Raw genomic sequence first — 18124 nt, 5'->3', positions numbered from 1 at the left:
GCCCTCAGTCTTTCGGCTGAGGGCAACGTTTTTCCTTCCACGCCGCAACCGCATCAATCCGCCGCTTCGTCAGCTCTTCGCGGATCTCCGGGCCTTTAAACCCTGCCTCCACCACCTCTTTCGTTGGCACCGCTTTCGCTACGTCCCACGCCTCACGCAGCAAACGGCCTTGCGGATAATCGGACGCTTCAAACCCGGTGCGGCCGCGCACGTCGGCTTCGCTGGTCAGCGCAATTTGCTCCACGCGCTGCGGCTTGCGCCAGGCGTCAATGTTATCGAACAGCCTGACGATGGTGGCGGGTTTCAGGATCGGGAAGGTGTGGATCAGGTCGTGGAACTCGGCGACCAGCTTTGCCAGATCGCGAATGTCATTCGGCACGCGCAGGCGCTGGCAAAGCCCTTCAACCAGCTTTACGCCAGCCGGACCGTGCCCGTGATGGCGTGGCCACAATTCCTTTGGCGTTAACCCTTTGCCGAGGTCATGGCAGAGAGTGGAAAAGCGCACGTCCACTTCAGGACTGAGCATAGCGGCCATGCTCAGCGTCATCAGGGTGTGAATGCCGGTATCAATTTCCGGGTGCCATTTCGCCGGGGCGGGCACGCCAAACAGCGCATCTATTTCCGGGAACAGCACTTTCAGCGCCCCGCAGTCGCGCAGAACCTGGAAAAAGATCTGCGGATTACGGGTAGTCAGGGCGTTTTCGGTCTCTTTCCAGACGCGTTCTGGCGTCAGGTGTTCCAGCTCGCCCGCGTCGGTCATGGCCGTCATCAGCGCCATCGTCTCGTCGGCGATGCGGAAGCTGAGATGGGCATAACGGGCGGCAAAACGCGCCACGCGCAGTACGCGTAACGGATCTTCAGAAAAGGCGGGGGAAATATGGCGTAAAAGACGGTCGCGCAGATCGTTCTGGCCGCCGTAGACGTCGATAATATGGCCGTTTTCGTCCTGCGCCAGGGCATTAATGGTGAGATCGCGGCGCAGTAAGTCCTGCTCCAGCGTCACATCCGGCGCGGCATAGCAGGTGAAGCCGGTATAACCGGAACCGGATTTCCGTTCGGTTCGCGCCAGGGCGTACTCTTCCCGGCTTTTCGGATGGAGGAACACAGGAAAATCGCGGCCTACCTGCTGGTAGCCCGCGTCAATCATCGCTTCGGGCGTGGCACCGACCACGACCCAGTCTTTATCTTTGACCGGCAGACCTAATAACGCATCACGTACCGCACCACCGACCAGATAACTCTTCACGCCAACACTCCCGTTTTCTCTTTTCGCAAGATGATACGTAAGTGTGGCAGAGAAGACGAGTTAGTTCATCCAGCGGTCTTTACGTTTACGGCTTGGGATAAGGTGAGGAAGCACCAGACCCAGCACCAGACCGACGCCCAGCACTCCGCCGCCATACATAAACCACTGCATGATGATGGTGCGTTGTTTGTCATCCAGCTGTAGATTCGCGGCGTTCACTTTCTTCTGCGCGACGATCAGCTCATTTTTCAGCTTCTGATTTTCATCTTTCAGACCGGCGATCACGCTGTCGCTTTGCGCCACTTTCTGCTGCATCTCTGCGGTGCGCTGGTTCCAGGTGCCGTCGATGTTGTTCAGCTTGTCAGTCAGGGTTTTCACCTGATTTTCCAGATCCGGCACGCGGGTGCGCAGGCTTGGCACCGTGCTCAGCTCTTTCAGCGGGATCCATGAGGTGCGGCCAGAGCTGTCACGAACCTGACCGTAATTGGTGTCTGCGTTAGTTTGCAGCAGGGTCACTTCCTCGCCGGCATTTACCGTACCCACGAGGCGATAATTGTCTCCAGGGCCGCTGCGTACCCAGGTATTCAGTTCATCAGAAACGTAACGTTTCTCTTCAGCGTGGACCGCGGTTGCGGCGCTAAAAGCGAGTAAAGTAAGTCCAATCAGGCGTAATTTAAGCATATCAGTCGTTATTTTCATAAAAAGTGGAACGATAGTAGTGGTATCAGTGTCGCTACGCAAAGGATTCATCATCAATCGGAATCATCTGTGTCATGATTTCCACCGCTTTAAACTTTTACGCCCGTCAAATTGCTCATTGCGTGGCAATTTGGCGCAAAATACTATGTACTGACAAACAAATGGCGAGGAAGTTCGCCTTCATCGACGCGTCTGTGACGCACGCAAAAGTACAAGGCTATGGCACAAGAGATCGAATTAAAGTTTATCGTCGAAAAAGACAGCGCTGACGCGCTCCGCCAGCATCTGAATACGCTGTCCGGCGAGCACCATGAACCCGTACAGCTGCTCAACATCTATTACGAAACGCCGGACAACTGGCTGCGCAACCATGATATGGGCCTGCGCATCCGGGGTGCGAACGGGCGCTACGAGATGACGATGAAAATCGCCGGTCGCGTGGTGGGCGGTTTACACCAGCGTCCGGAATACAATATCGACATCAGTAAGCCAGAACTTGAGCTGGATCGTTTTCCGGCGGAAGTGTGGCCGGAAGGGATGCTGCCCGCAACGCTGTCGGCAGAGGCGCAACCGCTGTTCAGCACCGATTTCTGGCGCGAGAAATGGCTGGTGACGGAAGGCAAGAGCCGCATTGAGATCGCGTTTGATCGGGGTGAAATTAAGGCTGGTGAAGAGCAGGAGCCGATCTGCGAATTGGAACTCGAACTGCTTGAAGGCGACGCGAGCGATGTGCTGAAGCTGGCGCGCAAGCTGGTGAACCAGCCTGGACTGCGTCAGGGCAGCCTGAGTAAAGCGGCACGCGGCTATCACCTGGCCGCCGGGAATGCGCCGCGCGTGCTGCGAGAAACCCCGATTCTGCGCGTTGTGCCGAAAGCCTCCGTTGAGCAGGGGATGGAAGCGGCGCTGGAGCTGGCACTCTCTCAGTGGCAGTTCCACGAGGAGCTGTGGGCGCGTAACGTGAAAAATGCCAAAAAACAGGTGCTGGCCGCTATGGGGCTGGTACGTCATACCCTGACGCTCTTTGGCGGCATTGTACCGCGTAAAGCCAGCACTCACTTACGTGATTTGCTCACTCAAACCGAAACGCTGATGCTTTCCGACGTGTCGGCACAAACGGCGATCTACAGCCCGCAAAACGCCAGCGCGAAACTGGCGCTGACCGAATTTCTGGTGACGCGCGGCTGGCGCACCTTCCTCGATGCGAAAGGGCAGGCCAAAATTGCGGAAAACTTCAAACGTTTTGCGGATATCCACCTCTCCCGTCACGCGGCCGAACTGAGAACCACCTTTGCGCATCCGCTGGGCGACCAGTATGGCGATCAGCTTCCCCGCCTGGCGCGTAACATCGACAGCATGTTGCTGCTGTCGGGTGCGTATGAGGGCGTGAAGGCGCAGGCCTGGCTGGAGAACTGGCAGGGGCTTAAGCATGCCATCGAGACCCGTCAGCAGATTGAGATCGAGCATTTCCGCAACGAGGCCATTTCGCAGGATCCGTACTGGCTGCACAGCGGAAAACGTTAATTCTGGCAAGGAACCCCTGATATGCCGCTTTCTTCGCAGTTACAGCAGCACTGGCAGACCGTTTGCGAACGCCTGCCTGAGTCGTTACCCGCGTCATCGTTAAGCGAGCAGGCGAAAAGCGTGCTCACGTTCAGTGATTTTGTGCAGGAGAGCGTCAGCGCTAACCCGGACTGGCTGGCAGAGCTGGAAAGCGCGCCGCCGCAGGCTGACGAGTGGCGGCATTATGCTGGCTGGCTGCAAACCGCGCTGGCAGAGGTGGCAGACGAAGCCACGCTGATGCGCGTTCTGCGTCAGTTCCGCCGCCGGGTGATGGTACGCATTGCCTGGGCGCAGGCGCTGGAGCTGGTGAGTGAAGAGAGCACCTTGCAGCAGTTGAGCGAGCTGGCGCAGACGCTGATCGTCGCCGCGCGGGACTGGCTCTACGCCGCCTGCTGTAAAGAGTGGGGCACGCCGTGCAGCGAGGAAGGGGTTCCTCAGCCACTGTTGATCCTGGGGATGGGCAAGCTGGGCGGCTGCGAGCTGAACTTCTCCTCAGACATCGATCTGATTTTTGCCTGGCCCGAGAACGGCTCCACGCGCGGCGGCCGTCGCGAGCTGGACAATGCCCAGTTCTTTACTCGTCTGGGGCAGCGGCTGATTAAGGCGCTGGATCAGCCCACGCAGGATGGTTTTGTTTACCGCGTGGACATGCGCCTGCGTCCGTTTGGCGACAGCGGGCCACTGGTGCTGAGCTTTGCCGCGCTGGAAGATTACTACCAGGAGCAGGGTCGCGACTGGGAGCGTTACGCGATGGTCAAAGCGCGGATCATGGGCGACAGCGACGATGCCTACGCCAACGAGCTGCGCGCCATGCTGCGCCCGTTCGTGTTCCGCCGCTACATCGACTTCAGCGTTATCCAGTCCCTGCGAAATATGAAAGGGATGATTGCCCGCGAGGTGCGTCGCCGTGGCCTGAAAGACAACATCAAGCTCGGTGCTGGCGGTATTCGTGAGATCGAATTTATCGTCCAGGTCTTCCAGCTGATACGCGGCGGGCGTGAACCTTCTCTGCAATCCCGCTCGCTGCTGCCGACGCTAAGCGCTATCGATCAGCTGCATCTGCTGCCGGAAGGCGACGCGCAAACGCTGCGTGACTCTTATCTCTTCCTGCGTCGTCTGGAAAATTTGCTGCAAAGTATCAACGACGAACAGACCCAGACGTTGCCGGGCGATGAGCTGAACCGGGCGCGTCTGGCCTGGGGGATGCGGGTGGATGACTGGGCGGCGCTGACGCAACGGCTGGAAGCGCATATGGCGGGCGTGCGCCGCATCTTTAACGATCTGATCGGCGACGACGAAACTGAATCGCAGGACGATGCGCTCTCCGAGCACTGGCGCGAACTGTGGCAGGACGCGCTCCAGGAAGATGACACCACGCCGGTGCTGGCGCACTTAAGCGACGATGCCCGCCATCGCGTGGTGGCGCTGATTGCCGATTTCCGCCTCGAACTGAACAAACGCGCTATTGGCCCACGCGGTCGTCAGGTGCTGGATCATCTGATGCCGCATCTGCTGAGCGATGTCTGCTCCCGCGACGATGCGCCGGTGCCGCTGTCGCGCATGATGCCGCTGCTGAGCGGGATCGTCACGCGTACCACTTACCTTGAGCTGTTAAGCGAGTTTCCCGGCGCGCTGAAGCACCTGATTTCCCTCTGCGCCGCCTCGCCGATGGTGGCGAACAAGCTGGCGCGTTATCCGCTGCTGCTGGACGAACTGCTCGACCCGAATACCCTCTATCAGCCGACGGCGACGGATGCCTACCGCGACGAGCTGCGTCAGTATCTGCTGCGCGTACCTGAAGAGGACGAAGAGCAACAGCTTGAGGCGCTGCGTCAGTTTAAGCAGGCACAGATGCTGCGCGTGGCGGCGGCAGATATCGCCGGTACCCTGCCGGTAATGAAAGTGAGCGATCACTTAACCTGGCTGGCGGAAGCGATCATCGACGCGGTTGTCCATCAGGCGTGGGTGCAGATGGTAGCCCGCTACGGCCAGCCGAAGCACCTTGCTGACCGTGAAGGCCGCGGTTTTGCGGTGGTGGGGTACGGCAAGCTGGGCGGCTGGGAACTGGGCTACAGCTCCGATCTGGATCTGATTTTCCTCCACGACTGTCCGGCAGACGTCATGACCGACGGCGAACGTGAGATTGACGGACGGCAGTTCTACCTGCGTCTGGCCCAGCGCATTATGCACCTGTTCAGCACCCGCACCTCATCCGGCATTCTGTATGAAGTGGATGCGCGTCTGCGCCCGTCCGGCGCGGCAGGCATGCTGGTCACCTCGACGGAGGCTTTCGCCGACTATCAGAAGAACGAAGCCTGGACGTGGGAGCATCAGGCGCTGGTGCGCGCCCGCGTGGTGTATGGCGATCCGCAGCTCAAAACGCAGTTCGATGCGATCCGCAAGGCGGTCATGACGACCCCGCGCGAGGGCAGTACGCTGCAAACCGAAGTGCGGGAAATGCGGGAGAAGATGCGCGCGCACCTTGGCAACAAACATCGCGATCGCTTTGATATCAAAGCCGATGAAGGCGGGATTACCGATATTGAGTTTATCACTCAGTACCTGGTGCTGCTGCACGCGCACGATAAACCGAAGCTGACCCGCTGGTCGGATAACGTGCGCATACTGGAACTGCTGGCGCAGAACGACATTATGGATGAGCAGGAGGCGCAGGCCTTAACCCGCGCCTACACCACACTGCGTGATGAGTTGCACCATCTGGCATTACAGGAACAGCCGGGCCATGTGGCGCTGGACTGTTTCGCCGACGAACGCGCGCAGGTGACTACAAGCTGGCAGAAGTGGCTAGTGGAACCGTGCGTAACAAAACAAGTGTGATATTATCGCGCGCAAATTGTGAATCTTTCTGGAGTCAGGAATGAAAGTAACACTGCCAGAGTTTGAACGTGCTGGAGTTATGGTAGTCGGTGATGTGATGCTGGATCGCTACTGGTATGGACCGACCAGCCGCATCTCTCCGGAAGCACCGGTACCGGTGGTAAAGGTCGACACCATTGAAGAGCGTCCCGGTGGCGCGGCAAACGTGGCGATGAACATAGCCTCTCTGGGCGCACATTCGCGTCTGGTTGGCCTGACCGGCATTGACGATGCGGCGCGTGCGCTGAGCAAGTCGCTGGCGGACGTGAATGTGAAGTGTGACTTCGTTTCTGTTCCGACCCACCCAACCATCACCAAGCTTCGCGTGCTGTCGCGTAACCAGCAGCTAATCCGCCTCGACTTTGAAGAAGGGTTCGAAGGCGTTGATCCCGAGCCGCTGCACGAGCGCATTAACCAGGCGTTGGGCAATATTGGCGCGCTGGTGCTGTCCGACTACGCGAAAGGCGCGCTGGCGAGCGTGCAGACCATGATCCAGCTGGCGCGTAAGGCCAGCGTACCGGTGCTGATCGACCCGAAAGGCACCGATTTTGAGCGCTATCGCGGCGCAACCCTGCTGACGCCAAACCTCTCTGAATTCGAAGCGGTGGCGGGCAAGTGCAAAACTGAAGAAGAGCTGGTTGAGCGCGGCATGAAAATCATCGCTGATTTCGAGCTGTCTGCGCTGCTGGTGACCCGTTCCGAGCAGGGCATGACGCTGCTGCAACCGGGCAAGGCGCCGCTGCATATGCCAACCCAGGCGCAGGAAGTGTACGACGTGACCGGTGCCGGTGATACGGTGATTGGCGTGCTGGCGGCGACGCTGGCGGCGGGTAACTCCCTGGAAGAAGCATGCTACTTCGCGAACGCCGCGGCGGGCGTGGTCGTCGGTAAACTCGGGACCTCCACCGTTTCGCCAATTGAGCTGGAAAACGCGGTGCGTGGGCGTGCGGATACCGGCTTTGGCGTCATGACCGAAGACGAGCTGAAAGTGGCCGTTGCCGCCGCGCGCAAACGCGGTGAAAAAGTGGTGATGACGAACGGCGTGTTCGACATCCTGCATGCGGGCCACGTGTCGTATCTGGCGAATGCGCGCAAGCTGGGCGACCGCCTGATTGTGGCGGTCAACAGCGATGCCTCAACCAAACGTCTGAAGGGTGAAACGCGTCCGGTTAACCCGCTGGAGCAGCGCATGATAGTGCTCGGCGCGCTGGAAGCGGTGGACTGGGTGGTCTCATTTGAAGAAGACACCCCGCAGCGCCTGATTGCCGGAATTTTGCCTGACCTGCTGGTGAAGGGCGGTGATTACAAACCAGAGCAAATCGCAGGTAGCGAAGAGGTCTGGGCGAATGGTGGTGAAGTAATGGTGCTCAACTTTGAGGACGGGTGTTCAACCACCAACATCATTAAGAAGATCCAGAAAGACAGTCAGTAAAAAACGGGCCTGTTGGCCCGTTCGTTTTTCACCCTCTCCCTGTGGGAGAGGGCTGGGGTGAGGGCATCAGGCCGCACTTATGCCTGGTCATCCACCGGTGGAATAGCTGGCGCTGGCTTCACTTCTTCCGGCGCATTGCGGTTTTCCAGCTCGGTCAAACGTTGTTCCAGCAGCGCCAGCTTCTCGCGGGTGCGCAGCAGCACCTGCGTCTGCACGTCAAACTCTTCGCGGCTGACTAAATCAAGGCGAACCAACTGTGCCTGCAACGTCTGGCGGATTTTCTTCTCAACGTCATCACCAAACTCACGAATACCTTTCGGCATGGACTCATGAACCTGACGCGCGATCTGCTCAATTTTCTTTGGGTCAATCATTGTCGTTTCCCTTGATGAAAAGGTGTTAGTGCCTATTGTAGCGTGTCATGCCGCGGGTTAAACAAAATTGTTTGAAGCTTATGCATTGCCCAGGGTAATCAATAGCGTTATAGTTATCTCGCTTATTCTCAGGGCGGGGCGAAATTCCCCACCGGCGGTAAATCAGCTTAACGCTGAAAGCCCGCGAGCGCTTTGGGTGAATTCTCAAAGGTCAGCAGATCCGGTGTAATTCCGGGGCCGACGGTTAGAGTCCGGATGGGAGAGAGTAACGATCCAGTCGGGCAAAGCCCGCTCACGTTATTTTTTTGCCGCTTGTACGGCGCTCCTAAGACTGCCCTGATTCTGGTAACCATAAAGTTAATGAGGTTTTTTTTACCATGAATCAGACGCTACTTTCCTCTTTTGGCACTTCAACTCAACGTGTTGAACATGCACTGGATGCCCTGCGCGAAGGCCGCGGTGTGATGGTGCTTGACGATGAAAACCGTGAAAACGAAGGCGACATGATTTTTGCCGCCGAGAACATGACCGTTGAGCAGATGGCGCTGACCATCCGTCACGGTAGCGGCATCGTATGCCTGTGCATCACCGAAGACCGTCGCCAGCAGCTTGATCTGCCGATGATGGTTGAAAACAACACCAGCGCCTTTGGTACTGGCTTCACTGTGACCATTGAAGCGGCGCATGGCGTAACCACCGGTGTGTCGGCGGCTGACCGTCTGACCACCGTGCGTGCAGCGATTGCTGATGGTGCGAAACCTTCCGATCTGCACCGCCCTGGTCACGTCTTCCCGCTGCGCGCGCAGCCGGGCGGCGTGCTGACCCGTGGTGGTCATACCGAAGCGACCATCGATCTGGTGACGCTGGCTGGCTTCAAACCCGCAGGCGTGCTGTGCGAACTGACCAACGATGATGGCACCATGGCGCGTGCGCCGGAGTGCATCACCTTTGCGCGTCTGCACAATATGCCAGTGGTGACGATTGAAGATCTGGTAGAGTACCGCCGCGCGCACGAGCGCAGAGCCAGCTGAACATGCTGATGTAAAAAAGCCGGGGAAACCCGGTTTTTTTGTTTCTAGTGGTAGTTAATTTTGAACAGTACCACGGTTTCGAACGGCCCGGACTGAATCGCTTTTCCTTCTTCCCGTGAAAGTTCAGCTGTGTAGTTTTGCTCAACATTCATCTTATCGCCCGTAAAATCGGCGTACTCTTTGTACTGGTTGAAGGTGTAAGGGGCCGTTCCGTTAAGAATACGCAGTTTTAACCCATTCCCTATCAGCACCGCAGTGTCGTCTGCGCTGAGCGTTTCGGTTGTGTAAAACGACGAGTCCATCTTAAATCCATCCGAGCACTGGGCATCCTGGACTTTGGTGGTTCGTATTGAAAACGTGCGCAAACGCGTCTGCTGATTCACGATGTCGCGCGCGCTGAAGGTGCCAAAGTCGATCTCCTGATTCTCAGGGTAAATGGTAAACGTCGCCCCGCAATCAAGCACCGTAATGTTTTGCAGTCCGTTGATGTGATACTTAAGGTTCTTCGCATCGGCCATCTGATTAACGCCGCCCTTACCGTCAAACTGCACAACGATGTAATCGCTGAGCGAGCTGACATAGCCATGTGGCGGCATAGCCTTAATTCTCACGAAAAGTCGAAAACGGGCGACGAACGTGCGCGTAATGTGGATATCATCCGGATTGCCAGAGCAGATGCGATTCTCCCAACCCATCTGGCGGATTTGATCCGGGGTGTAAATGGTGATGTTATCGTTGTCCAGGCACTGGCGGGTATCCACGCCGTTGGGCTGGCCTGTGGCATCGTAATCTATGCCTTCATAGGTGACGCCCAGTTCATAATAGGGATCGGTTGCGGCAGGATAAGGGTTTACCCAGGCAAAAACATCTTCCGGCTTGAAACCGCTTGTGACGTTATTGTCACACGTCACCGGAATTTTAATGTCATCAGACTCCCATATTTTTTGGCCAACCTGAGCGTTGCTGGGTATGGCAAAAGGGGAGATCGTTTTTGTCTCCTCGACGGGGCCGCCAGATCCACCCAGATAGCAGTTGAGCGCCAGCGCTTCTTTCAAAGGCAGCGCTGTAAGCAGCAATGTAAGCAGGAAACTAGTGAGCTTTCGCATCTTTATCGATTTTCCGTTCGTTAAGCTTACATTGCGCCGTTCCGGTGCACTGTACGTCGACTTTTTTCAGTGCGCCGTAATCGTCGATGTAGCCGATGCTGTAATAACTACCGTGGTAATCGCCGGTAGAGGCAGTTGCCGTGGCGAAAGGCGCAATCATCAGACTGTCAAAACCCGGCAGCATGGTTTTGGCATTTTTGCTCAGCCACGCCAGCGTGATGTAGTACGGCGTAGGGTTGTGGACCGTGAGCCCTTTCGCGTTGGCGGTAATTTCCATACGCATTTCAGTCAGTTCGCCAGATTTTTTGCGAATCGCTTCCGGACGCCAGAAGAGCTTAATTCGGCTCTGCATGGCAACCTGCATCACGCTGCGCTCCTCGCTGGCGCTGGTGCTTTTAGGCGGTACTTCACGCAGGTTGAAATAAAACAGCGATTCCCTGTCTTTTGGCAACTGGCGGGTAGCGGCTTGTTTAACAATTCTTACCTGCGACGAGGCGCCCGCTTCGATACGTTGAATGGGGGGAAGCGCCATAAAGTGCACATCTTCTTTTTGCCCCTTTTCATCTTCAATCCAGGAGAGCGCCAGATAAGGCAGCGCCTTGCTCTGGTTGTCCACTTTCAGGCTGCTGGCCTTGTCGCTTTCTGGAAAAACAATGCGCGTGCGGTCCAGGTTAATGGCCGCGTGGGCGGTAAATGTTGTGCTGATCAGCATCAGGCACAGGCTTTTAATCGGCGTTAATTTCATGATGATTTCTTACTGGCACGGCAGTATCAACTGCATACTGTTTTCTAAGTGAGAAGGTAACGAGAAGCGACACTGTTGGTTGTCGCCCCATGTCACGCGAAACTGCTGTTCTGGCTCAACGGCGCCGAGCCAGACGCGGCCTTCATCGGCCACCATCCCAACCTGTAAATTGCTTTCATCCAGGCGAACAATCGCCCCGAGTGGTGGTGTTCCTGACGACATCCGCAAAACGCCTGTTACGTCCTGACCTGCGCGCGTGGCAATCTGACGATAACCAATGGCCCCCTCAGTCCAGGTTGAGGTCACGACGCGGTTGTCCACGTCCACGCCATCCGGAAGGTTGTTCATATTGACCTGCACGCTGGAGGGGGAATAGCTGGAGAATGACGGTAAAACGCCGATGCCAAAACGGTTAGTTTCATCGCGCGACATGTTCAGCGGGATATGGCCTACCCCGTCGGTGCTGACCATTACGCGGGGTTCATTACCGTAACTGCGCCGGTGCAGCGCGGCGCCTTTCGCCGTTGAGGTGAAGGAACCGCTCCAGCTCGCGCTGAGGGAGTTATATTCGTTAGCTTTATAGCTGCCGGAGAGATTGAGATCGCCGTACGCAGAATAATGCTGATAATTCCCGCTGACCTGCGCGCCGGAATCTGGCTTCCCGCTCTCCGTACCTGCGGAAACGCCCCAGGTATTATTGCGATCCGACGTGTCATACCACGACACGTTATGGCTCAGCGTGTCGCTGTTACGCAGGTCATAGTTAAGTCGATGATCGGGATCGAGCGGTACGCTGAGCGAGAGATAAAACTGAGTATCGTCATTTTCGTCTTCCTCCTCGTAATGCGTTTTACTCCAGGACAGGGTTACGCCAAGGTTCTTCCAGCGACCTATATCAAAGTTGTAGCCCGCCGTGATGCTGCCGGTCGTGGAGGGTGAATCATTCCACCATGTCTGACGCAGCATATTGACGTACAGGTTCAGGGATAACGCTGAAATGTACTGGCTTGCCGTCACGCTCAGGGTTTGTTTTTCCGACTGGCGGTCACCGTTGTCATAATCCAGGTAGCGGGCGTAGCTCAAAAACTGTGGGTCTGAGTAGCGGTAGCTGGCGAGCGTAAGCTGACTGCTGGTGGTATCGAAACGCTTGCTGTAGTTAATGCGATAGCTGTAACCCGTCTGGCTGCGCTGGTGTGGCAGCTGGCTGGTAGCCTGCGTGACGTCAAAAGAGAGCGCCCCCAGCCAGGCCATATTCTGGCCGATCCCGGCAGCGACGGAACGATAACGGTCGCCATCGGCCAGCGTGCCGCCATACAGAGAGGTGTGCGACAGCATGCCCCAGGAAAATTCGCCGCTCATGAAGGCGTTATCTTCAACATCATGGGAGGCGCCCTGGCGCGCTTTACCCGCCGCGAGCTTATAGCGCACCTGGCCCTTGCGCGTTAAAAACGGCACGGATTCAGCCGAGACCTGGAAGGTGTTGACGCGTCCGTCTTCTTCCGTGACTTTGACGTCCAGCGTGCCCTGAACCGACTGGTTAAGATCCTGAATAACAAAGGGTCCTGGTGGCACTTTACTCTGGTAAATCACGCGATCGGCAAGGCTTACGGCCACGGTGGCGTTGGTTTGTGCTATTCCGGTAATCTGTGGGGCATAGCCGCGAAGCGACCATGGCAGCATACGTTCATCGCTGATTAGCGATGCGCCGGTGTAGGTGAAGGCGTCAAAAATGGAGGACTGGAAATCCGTTTCACCCAGCGTCAGTTTCGCACCGATCGAGGGCAGAGGGCGGAACATATACACGCGTGAAAAACGGCCATCCTGCTCTGAGCCTGCTTCAGTATCGCTTCGCGTGTACTGGTAATCGCTTCGCAGGCGCCACGCGCCCATGTTCGCACCGGCGGTACCATAGGTATTGGCGTTGTCATTGCTGCCGCTGCTATTGGGCTGATAATGGCTGGCAAAAAGATTGTAATCCAGCAGTACGCCTGGCACGCCGTTGTCCCAGGTGGATGGCGGCATCCAGTCAACCGCACGGTATTGCAGCCACGCCTGGGGGATCGTTACTTTCAGGGTCTGGCTGCCTTGCTCAAAAATAAATTTGATGTCTGGTCTGGTGGCGAAATCAACGCATCCCTCTTTTTCCGGCAAAGCGTGACGAACGTCATCCTGCAATGCGAATGTATCGGCCAGCTCGGGGGGAATACAGACCTGAACTGCGTTATTTATTTCTCGCCAGCGAAGCTGCCAGCCATTTGCCAGCGGAATATCATTAACTGAAACCGTAACGAAATAGCTTCCCGGCGTAACCGATATTTGATCTTTAAAACGTGATAAATCGACGCTGCCGCGCTGATCTTTATCGATGGCGTTTATATTAAATTCAGTGGCAGAGGCAACTATCGTCATTAACAGGGACGCAATGATGATTATCCATTGTACTTTGTATGTCATCATCCTGTTACTCGAATAAATAAAGAGTGCCGACCGGCATGGATTGCCAGTCGGCTGATACCGTGACGTAACGGAATTATTTGTACATCAGGACGTAGTTAGCCGTGGCTTCAACCTGGCCTGCCGTCGCAGTTTTACCTGTTGGGACTTCCATAACCGCTTTGAAATGCAGCGTCTGGGTGGTTGAACCCGCCAGCAGATCAAGCACGTTTGGCTGACCAAGCGTGATGTTGCCTTCCGCGTTATCCAGCAGACGGACGCCCACGTTCTGCGCACCGTTTGCAAAGGTGTTGCTCATCAGGCTGGTATCCGTCGCATCTGTCGCTGCGCTGGTAAAGGTCACTTCCACTTTAGTAATTGGCGTGTCGGTTTCGTCTGCCGGATCGTCAAGCTGGCAGTTTTCCAGATTGATATCGACCGGAACCGGCGTGGATTTTTTGTTGGCGTTGATAACGGCCGTAGTCACTTCACCCAGGTCGACTTCTTTATCAACGCTGTCTGGAGCGATGCTGCATGGTGCGTCAATAACCACGCCTTTGAATTTGATTTTGCCTGAGCCTTGATCATCAGCAAACGCAGAACCCGATACAATGGCAGCCATAGCTGCCGCTAACAGCAATTTTTTACCCATATACATGAAAATATCCTTTTTCAGATTGATTCGTAATGTGAATATTAATTTCAGAATACTCGCAAAGTATACGTATTGGGGCGGGGAGACGCGATTAACGTGACTTAAATATATTTTTAGATGGTTTTAATTAATATTTTCAGGCTATCTGAAGAGGCTTCTTTTTTCGGGGTTTTAATAGATTTATATTTTGTGGGTTATTATATGTAAAATATATAGGATTGTTTTTTTGAATAATATAAAGCCTCCGTATAAAAACGGAGGCATTAATTCTTAGCCAATACCTGCCGTTTGCAGCAGAACCAGGCTCATCCCCATCACTGACATTCCACACAGCACGCCGTAGCTTGGGTTATTGTTGGGATCGATCTCTTTTGCCAGCGGCATCAGCTCATCGACAGAGAGCGCGACCATAATCCCGGCCACGGCAGCCATAATTGCAGCCATTACAACCGGGGATACGAGGCTACCGAGGATCAGCCACGCCAGCACGCCGCCGAGAATTTCAGCCATGCCGGAGATACCTGCCCAAAAGACAGCTGTACGTTTTGAACCCGTGGCGGCATAAACGGGCCCGGCAACGGCAAGTCCTTCAGGAATATTGTGCAAAGCCACGGCCAGCGCCACACCAAAACCTATTTCCAGGTTGCTGCTGGCCGTGACATAGGTGGCGATACCTTCCGGAAAGTTATGCAGGCTGATACCCAGCGTCAGCAGAATGGCCGTGCGTTTGATATTTCCCGGAATGGGGGTAACGCTTTTTTGCATTAAATCCTGCGGGTGCGCGTGAGGAAGAATACGGTCGAGTGCAAAATAACCCAGCAGGCCAATGATAAACATGCCATAGCCCAGAACAGGCGACATCCCTTCGGTGTGAAGCGCGGCGGGCAGCATCTCCATCAGCGAGATAAGCAGCATGATCCCGGCGGCGAAACCCAGCGAGAAGGCCAGCAGGCGATTAGAGGGTTTTTGCCCGAGTACCCCGAGGAACGCACCGATAAAGGTTGCGGCGCCCGCAAGTATGGTCAAAATCAACGGTACTGACATGCATTCTCCTTAAGCGATATCTGGCATTCAAATTTCCTGATGATGATCTTCACGGTTATCTGCGTTCATCTTCACCTGAATGCGCGTAATGTAGGCCTATCACATTGACACCTCCTCTAAGGATATCACCATGTCTTCTTCTCGTATGCCAGCACTGTTTTTAGGCCATGGCAGCCCAATGAACGTCCTGGAAGATAACGTCTATACCCGCGCCTGGCGTCAGTTGGGTGAGACGTTACCGCGTCCGAAGGCAATTGTGGTGGTCTCTGCGCACTGGTTTACCCGGGGTACCGGCGTGACGGCCATGGAAACGCCAAAAACGATTCATGATTTTGGCGGCTTTCCGCAGGCGCTGTATGACACGCATTATCCTGCGCCGGGCTCCCCTGAGCTGGCGCAGCGGCTGGTTGATCTGCTTGCCCCTGTTCCGGTTGCGCTGGACAAAGAAGCCTGGGGCTTTGACCATGGCTCATGGGGGGTGTTGATCAAAATGTATCCGAATGCCGATATTCCGATGGTACAACTGAGTATCGACAGCACCAAACCAGCTGCCTGGCACATGGAGATGGGGCGTAAGCTGGCTTCGCTTCGTGATGAGGGCATCATGCTGATAGCCAGTGGCAACGTGGTACACAATCTGCGTACGGTACGCTGGCACGGTGAAAATACGCCGTACCCCTGGGCAACAGCCTTTAATGACTATGTAAAAGACAACCTGGCCTGGCAAGGGCCGGTCGAACGGCACCCTTTGGTGAACTATCTGGAGCACGATGGCGGTTCGCTCTCTAACCCGACGCCGGAACACTTCTTGCCATTGCTGTATGTATTAGGCGCATGGGACGGTCAGGAGGTTATTACAACCCCGGTCGACGGCATTGAGATGGGGAGTTTGAGTATGCTGTCGGTGCAGGTGGGGTAAACACATGCCCGGTGACGCTGCGCTTACCGGGCCTACGCTCGACATGTAGGCCGGGTAAGGTGAAGCCGCCACCCGGCAAGTCTTACTCGACGAAAATATGCGGGTAGAAACGTGACAGATCCTGCGTAATCAGCGCGCGATCTTCGCGAATGCCAATCCCGGCAGGCTGATCGTTAATAAGCCAGCTGCCGATCAGCGTATAGCTGTCGCCAAACTTCGGCAGTTGATAAAACGCCTGGACGATCATCCCTTCTTCACCGTACGGCCCTTCAACTGCTTCCAGCGTTTTACCGTTTTCGATAATCGAGACGTTTGCCCCTTCACGAGAGAAGATTGGCTTAACGACGTATTTCTCCATCGGTGGGAAATCATCTTCGGCAAAATAAGCAGGCAGCAGGTTCGGGTGATTCGGGAACATCTCCCACAGCATCGGCAGCAGGGCTTTATTGGAGATAATGCTCTTCCAGGCTGGTTCCAGCCAGCGCACGCCAGCGTCTTCCAGTTTGGTAGAGAACATTTCCCGCAGCATGTATTCCCACGGATAGAGCTTGAACAGGTTGCTGATCACCTGATCCTGCATGTCCGTAAACTGACCTTTTTCACCTAAACCGATATCTTCGATATAGAGAAATTCCGTCGCCACTTCCGCTTCGGCTGCGCAGTCCTGCAAATACTGAACCGTACCGCGGTCTTCTTCGGTATCGCGGCAGCAGGCGAGGTGCAACAGGTTGAAACCGTGCTGTTCACGCAGTTCGACGAAACGTTCAATCAGCTTTTCCTGAAGGCTGTTGAACTGATCGCTGCCTTCCGGCAAGTTTCCGGCATTCGCCTGATCTTCCAGCCAGATCCACTGGAAGAACGCGGCTTCGTACAGGGAGGTTGGCGTATCTGCGTTATTTTCTAAAAGCTTCGGTTCACCCACGCCATCCCATGCCAGATCGAGGCGAGAGTAGAGCGAAGGCTGGTTCGTTTTCCAGGACTGACGAACAAAGCTCCAGGTGTGCTTCGGAATGCGGAATTTGGTCATCAGCTCATCGCTGTCGATGACTTTCTCAACCACCTTCAGGCACATCTGGTGCAGCTCTGCGGTCACTTCTTCAAGCTTTTCGACCTGAGCAAGCGTGAGCTTATAGTAAGCATCTTCACACCAGTACGGCTCGCCGTACATGGTGTGAAAGTTGAAACCGTATTCGGTGGCTTTTTCGCGCCAGTCCGGGCGCTCGGCAATACTGACTCGTTCCATGATCAGCCGCCCATTGAGCGAGTTGAGGAGCCGGTCGCACTACGCTGCATGGTGGTTTGTTTGGCAACAGACTCACCGAAGCCGCCACGGGTAATGGTGCTGGTGGTGGCTGGTTTCGGCGCCATTGCGGTTTTCGGTACGGTCATCGTACGGCCAGGCGTTGCAGCACCGTAACCCTTGCCGGTGGCATCGGTGTATTTCCCGTAGGCCGGGCTGTTCGGGTTTTTGGAGCTAAACAGCGGCTGCTGCTGGTAGCCCGCACCGCCGCTCATCAAACGGCCCATCATATAACCCGCCATCAGCGGCATCCAGAAGCTGCCGCTGGACTGTGCCTGCGCCTGGTTTTCCGGTGCCATACCCGCCTGAGCAGGTGCCTGCTGGCACTGGCCTTCACCGAATTCGGCTACACAGTCTTCGCGTGAGGCATATTTCGGCGCGGTACGTTCCGCTTCTTTCAGGGCGTTGTTATACGCCGTCGTACACTCAGCGGCTTTACCGGTTGCGCTCGCGCAGTCGTCGGCGTTTTGATACAGCGAAACCGTTTCGTCGTTTTGCTCACAGCCTGCCAGCATAAAGACGGCGGTGACCGCCAGCGCGACAGGTGTCAGGTGGCGTGCGTTCCAGCTTTTGCGGAACGACGCGTGATTCATCGTTTTTGTCCGTTTCATATTTGTCTTCCAGGACCCAGTGGTAATAACGCTCAGGATAGAGGATGAGTGGTTGAAAATGAAGCGACGAGGGGCGAAATCCGGGGGATCTT

15 protein-coding genes and 1 riboswitch are annotated in these 18124 nt (G+C 55.8%); of the genes, 5 read left to right on the top strand and 10 right to left on the bottom strand.

Features of this window, described 5'->3' with window-relative positions; all coding sequences use genetic code 11:
* Positions 1 to 4: 4 nt before the first annotated feature.
* Together L384_RS18485 and L384_RS18490 are read right to left on the bottom strand one after the other, a co-directional pair.
* A complete protein-coding gene (locus L384_RS18485; RefSeq protein WP_003862543.1) occupies positions 5 to 1246 on the bottom strand; it encodes a multifunctional CCA addition/repair protein in 1242 nt (413 codons plus the stop codon).
* A 60-nt stretch (positions 1247 to 1306) separates the two neighbouring features.
* Positions 1307 to 1927 carry a TIGR04211 family SH3 domain-containing protein gene (locus L384_RS18490; protein WP_001303390.1) on the bottom strand — a complete coding sequence of 207 codons (621 nt, stop codon included), beginning with the start codon at positions 1925 to 1927 and terminating at the stop codon, positions 1307 to 1309.
* A 237-nt stretch (positions 1928 to 2164) separates the two neighbouring features.
* Between L384_RS18490 and L384_RS18495 the strand changes: the two genes are divergently transcribed.
* Genes L384_RS18495 through hldE form a run of 3 tightly spaced genes read left to right on the top strand, consistent with a single transcriptional unit; the run spans position 2165 to position 7814 of the window.
* Positions 2165 to 3466: a CYTH domain-containing protein gene (locus L384_RS18495; protein WP_023323758.1), complete on the top strand. Its 1302-nt coding sequence runs from the start codon at positions 2165 to 2167 to the stop codon at positions 3464 to 3466.
* Between the two features lie 21 nt (positions 3467 to 3487).
* Entirely contained in the window at positions 3488 to 6343 is a 2856-nt protein-coding gene (glnE, locus tag L384_RS18500; protein ID WP_003862541.1) for a bifunctional [glutamate--ammonia ligase]-adenylyl-L-tyrosine phosphorylase/[glutamate--ammonia-ligase] adenylyltransferase, read from the top strand.
* Between the two features lie 40 nt (positions 6344 to 6383).
* On the top strand, positions 6384 to 7814 hold the full coding sequence (gene hldE / locus L384_RS18505) for a bifunctional D-glycero-beta-D-manno-heptose-7-phosphate kinase/D-glycero-beta-D-manno-heptose 1-phosphate adenylyltransferase HldE (protein ID WP_003862540.1): 1431 nt from the start codon (positions 6384 to 6386) through the stop codon (positions 7812 to 7814).
* A 77-nt stretch (positions 7815 to 7891) separates the two neighbouring features.
* Here hldE and ubiK read toward each other — a convergent pair whose 3' ends face one another.
* A complete protein-coding gene (gene ubiK / locus L384_RS18510; RefSeq protein WP_003862539.1) occupies positions 7892 to 8188 on the bottom strand; it encodes a ubiquinone biosynthesis accessory factor UbiK in 297 nt (98 codons plus the stop codon).
* Between the two features lie 120 nt (positions 8189 to 8308).
* Positions 8309 to 8459: riboswitch (FMN riboswitch) on the top strand.
* Between the two features lie 106 nt (positions 8460 to 8565).
* Here ubiK and ribB point away from each other — a divergent pair.
* The gene (ribB, locus tag L384_RS18515; protein WP_023323757.1) at positions 8566 to 9219 is read left to right on the top strand and encodes a 3,4-dihydroxy-2-butanone-4-phosphate synthase; all 654 of its coding nucleotides are present in this window, start codon (positions 8566 to 8568) and stop codon (positions 9217 to 9219) included.
* A 44-nt stretch (positions 9220 to 9263) separates the two neighbouring features.
* On the opposite strand, the gene L384_RS18520 is transcribed toward ribB, so the two are convergent.
* The 5 genes from L384_RS18520 to zupT all read right to left on the bottom strand — a co-directional run bounded on the left by L384_RS18520 (position 9264) and on the right by zupT (position 15202).
* Positions 9264 to 10325 (bottom strand): fimbrial protein, encoded by a 1062-nt coding sequence (locus L384_RS18520; RefSeq protein ID WP_023323756.1) that lies wholly within the window; start codon positions 10323 to 10325, stop codon positions 9264 to 9266.
* Entirely contained in the window at positions 10309 to 11070 is a 762-nt protein-coding gene (locus L384_RS18525) for a fimbrial biogenesis chaperone (RefSeq protein ID WP_023323755.1), read from the bottom strand. The genes L384_RS18520 and L384_RS18525 overlap by 17 nt, the downstream gene beginning before the upstream one ends.
* 9 nt (positions 11071 to 11079) lie before the next feature.
* Complete coding sequence (locus tag L384_RS18530) at positions 11080 to 13524, bottom strand: fimbria/pilus outer membrane usher protein (protein WP_023323754.1); 2445 nt, start codon at positions 13522 to 13524, stop codon at positions 11080 to 11082.
* 76 nt (positions 13525 to 13600) lie between these two features.
* Positions 13601 to 14161 carry a fimbrial protein gene (locus L384_RS18535; protein ID WP_003862529.1) on the bottom strand — a complete coding sequence of 187 codons (561 nt, stop codon included), beginning with the start codon at positions 14159 to 14161 and terminating at the stop codon, positions 13601 to 13603.
* Between the two features lie 267 nt (positions 14162 to 14428).
* Positions 14429 to 15202 (bottom strand): zinc transporter ZupT, encoded by a 774-nt coding sequence (zupT, locus tag L384_RS18540; protein ID WP_023314868.1) that lies wholly within the window; start codon positions 15200 to 15202, stop codon positions 14429 to 14431.
* A gap of 130 nt (positions 15203 to 15332) precedes the next feature.
* Here zupT and ygiD point away from each other — a divergent pair, with 130 nt between their 5' ends.
* Complete coding sequence (gene ygiD, locus L384_RS18545; protein WP_003862526.1) at positions 15333 to 16121, top strand: 4,5-DOPA-extradiol-dioxygenase; 789 nt, start codon at positions 15333 to 15335, stop codon at positions 16119 to 16121.
* Positions 16122 to 16203: 82 nt separating this feature from the next.
* Here ygiD and L384_RS18550 read toward each other — a convergent pair whose 3' ends face one another.
* Together L384_RS18550 and L384_RS18555 are read right to left on the bottom strand one after the other, a co-directional pair.
* Positions 16204 to 17364, bottom strand: coding sequence for a glutathionylspermidine synthase family protein (locus L384_RS18550; protein WP_023314866.1), 1161 nt, complete (start codon positions 17362 to 17364; stop codon positions 16204 to 16206).
* A gap of 2 nt (positions 17365 to 17366) precedes the next feature.
* Positions 17367 to 18032: a DUF1190 family protein gene (locus tag L384_RS18555; protein ID WP_003862522.1), complete on the bottom strand. Its 666-nt coding sequence runs from the start codon at positions 18030 to 18032 to the stop codon at positions 17367 to 17369.
* Positions 18033 to 18124 lie beyond the last annotated feature (92 nt).

Origin of the sequence: Enterobacter sp. MGH 38 (genome assembly GCF_000492855.1) — a bacterium.
GTDB classification, from domain to species: domain Bacteria; phylum Pseudomonadota; class Gammaproteobacteria; order Enterobacterales; family Enterobacteriaceae; genus Enterobacter; species Enterobacter hormaechei_C.
This window is presented reverse-complemented; position numbering and strand designations above follow the sequence as displayed.

Excerpts from the sequence above, each read along its gene's own strand:
- L384_RS18490 (WP_001303390.1), bottom strand. The coding sequence starts at position 1,927 with ATGCTTAAATTACGCCTGATTGGACTTACTTTACTCGCTTTTAGCGCC.
- L384_RS18495 (WP_023323758.1), top strand. The coding sequence starts at position 2,165 with ATGGCACAAGAGATCGAATTAAAGTTTATCGTCGAAAAAGACAGCGCT.
- glnE (WP_003862541.1), top strand. The coding sequence starts at position 3,488 with ATGCCGCTTTCTTCGCAGTTACAGCAGCACTGGCAGACCGTTTGCGAA.
- hldE (WP_003862540.1), top strand. The coding sequence starts at position 6,384 with ATGAAAGTAACACTGCCAGAGTTTGAACGTGCTGGAGTTATGGTAGTC.
- ubiK (WP_003862539.1), bottom strand. The coding sequence starts at position 8,188 with ATGATTGACCCAAAGAAAATTGAGCAGATCGCGCGTCAGGTTCATGAG.
- ribB (WP_023323757.1), top strand. The coding sequence starts at position 8,566 with ATGAATCAGACGCTACTTTCCTCTTTTGGCACTTCAACTCAACGTGTT.
- L384_RS18520 (WP_023323756.1), bottom strand. The coding sequence starts at position 10,325 with ATGCGAAAGCTCACTAGTTTCCTGCTTACATTGCTGCTTACAGCGCTG.
- L384_RS18525 (WP_023323755.1), bottom strand. The coding sequence starts at position 11,070 with ATGAAATTAACGCCGATTAAAAGCCTGTGCCTGATGCTGATCAGCACA.
- L384_RS18530 (WP_023323754.1), bottom strand. The coding sequence starts at position 13,524 with ATGACATACAAAGTACAATGGATAATCATCATTGCGTCCCTGTTAATG.
- L384_RS18535 (WP_003862529.1), bottom strand. The coding sequence starts at position 14,161 with ATGTATATGGGTAAAAAATTGCTGTTAGCGGCAGCTATGGCTGCCATT.
- zupT (WP_023314868.1), bottom strand. The coding sequence starts at position 15,202 with ATGTCAGTACCGTTGATTTTGACCATACTTGCGGGCGCCGCAACCTTT.
- ygiD (WP_003862526.1), top strand. The coding sequence starts at position 15,333 with ATGTCTTCTTCTCGTATGCCAGCACTGTTTTTAGGCCATGGCAGCCCA.
- L384_RS18550 (WP_023314866.1), bottom strand. The coding sequence starts at position 17,364 with ATGGAACGAGTCAGTATTGCCGAGCGCCCGGACTGGCGCGAAAAAGCC.
- L384_RS18555 (WP_003862522.1), bottom strand. The coding sequence starts at position 18,032 with ATGAAACGGACAAAAACGATGAATCACGCGTCGTTCCGCAAAAGCTGG.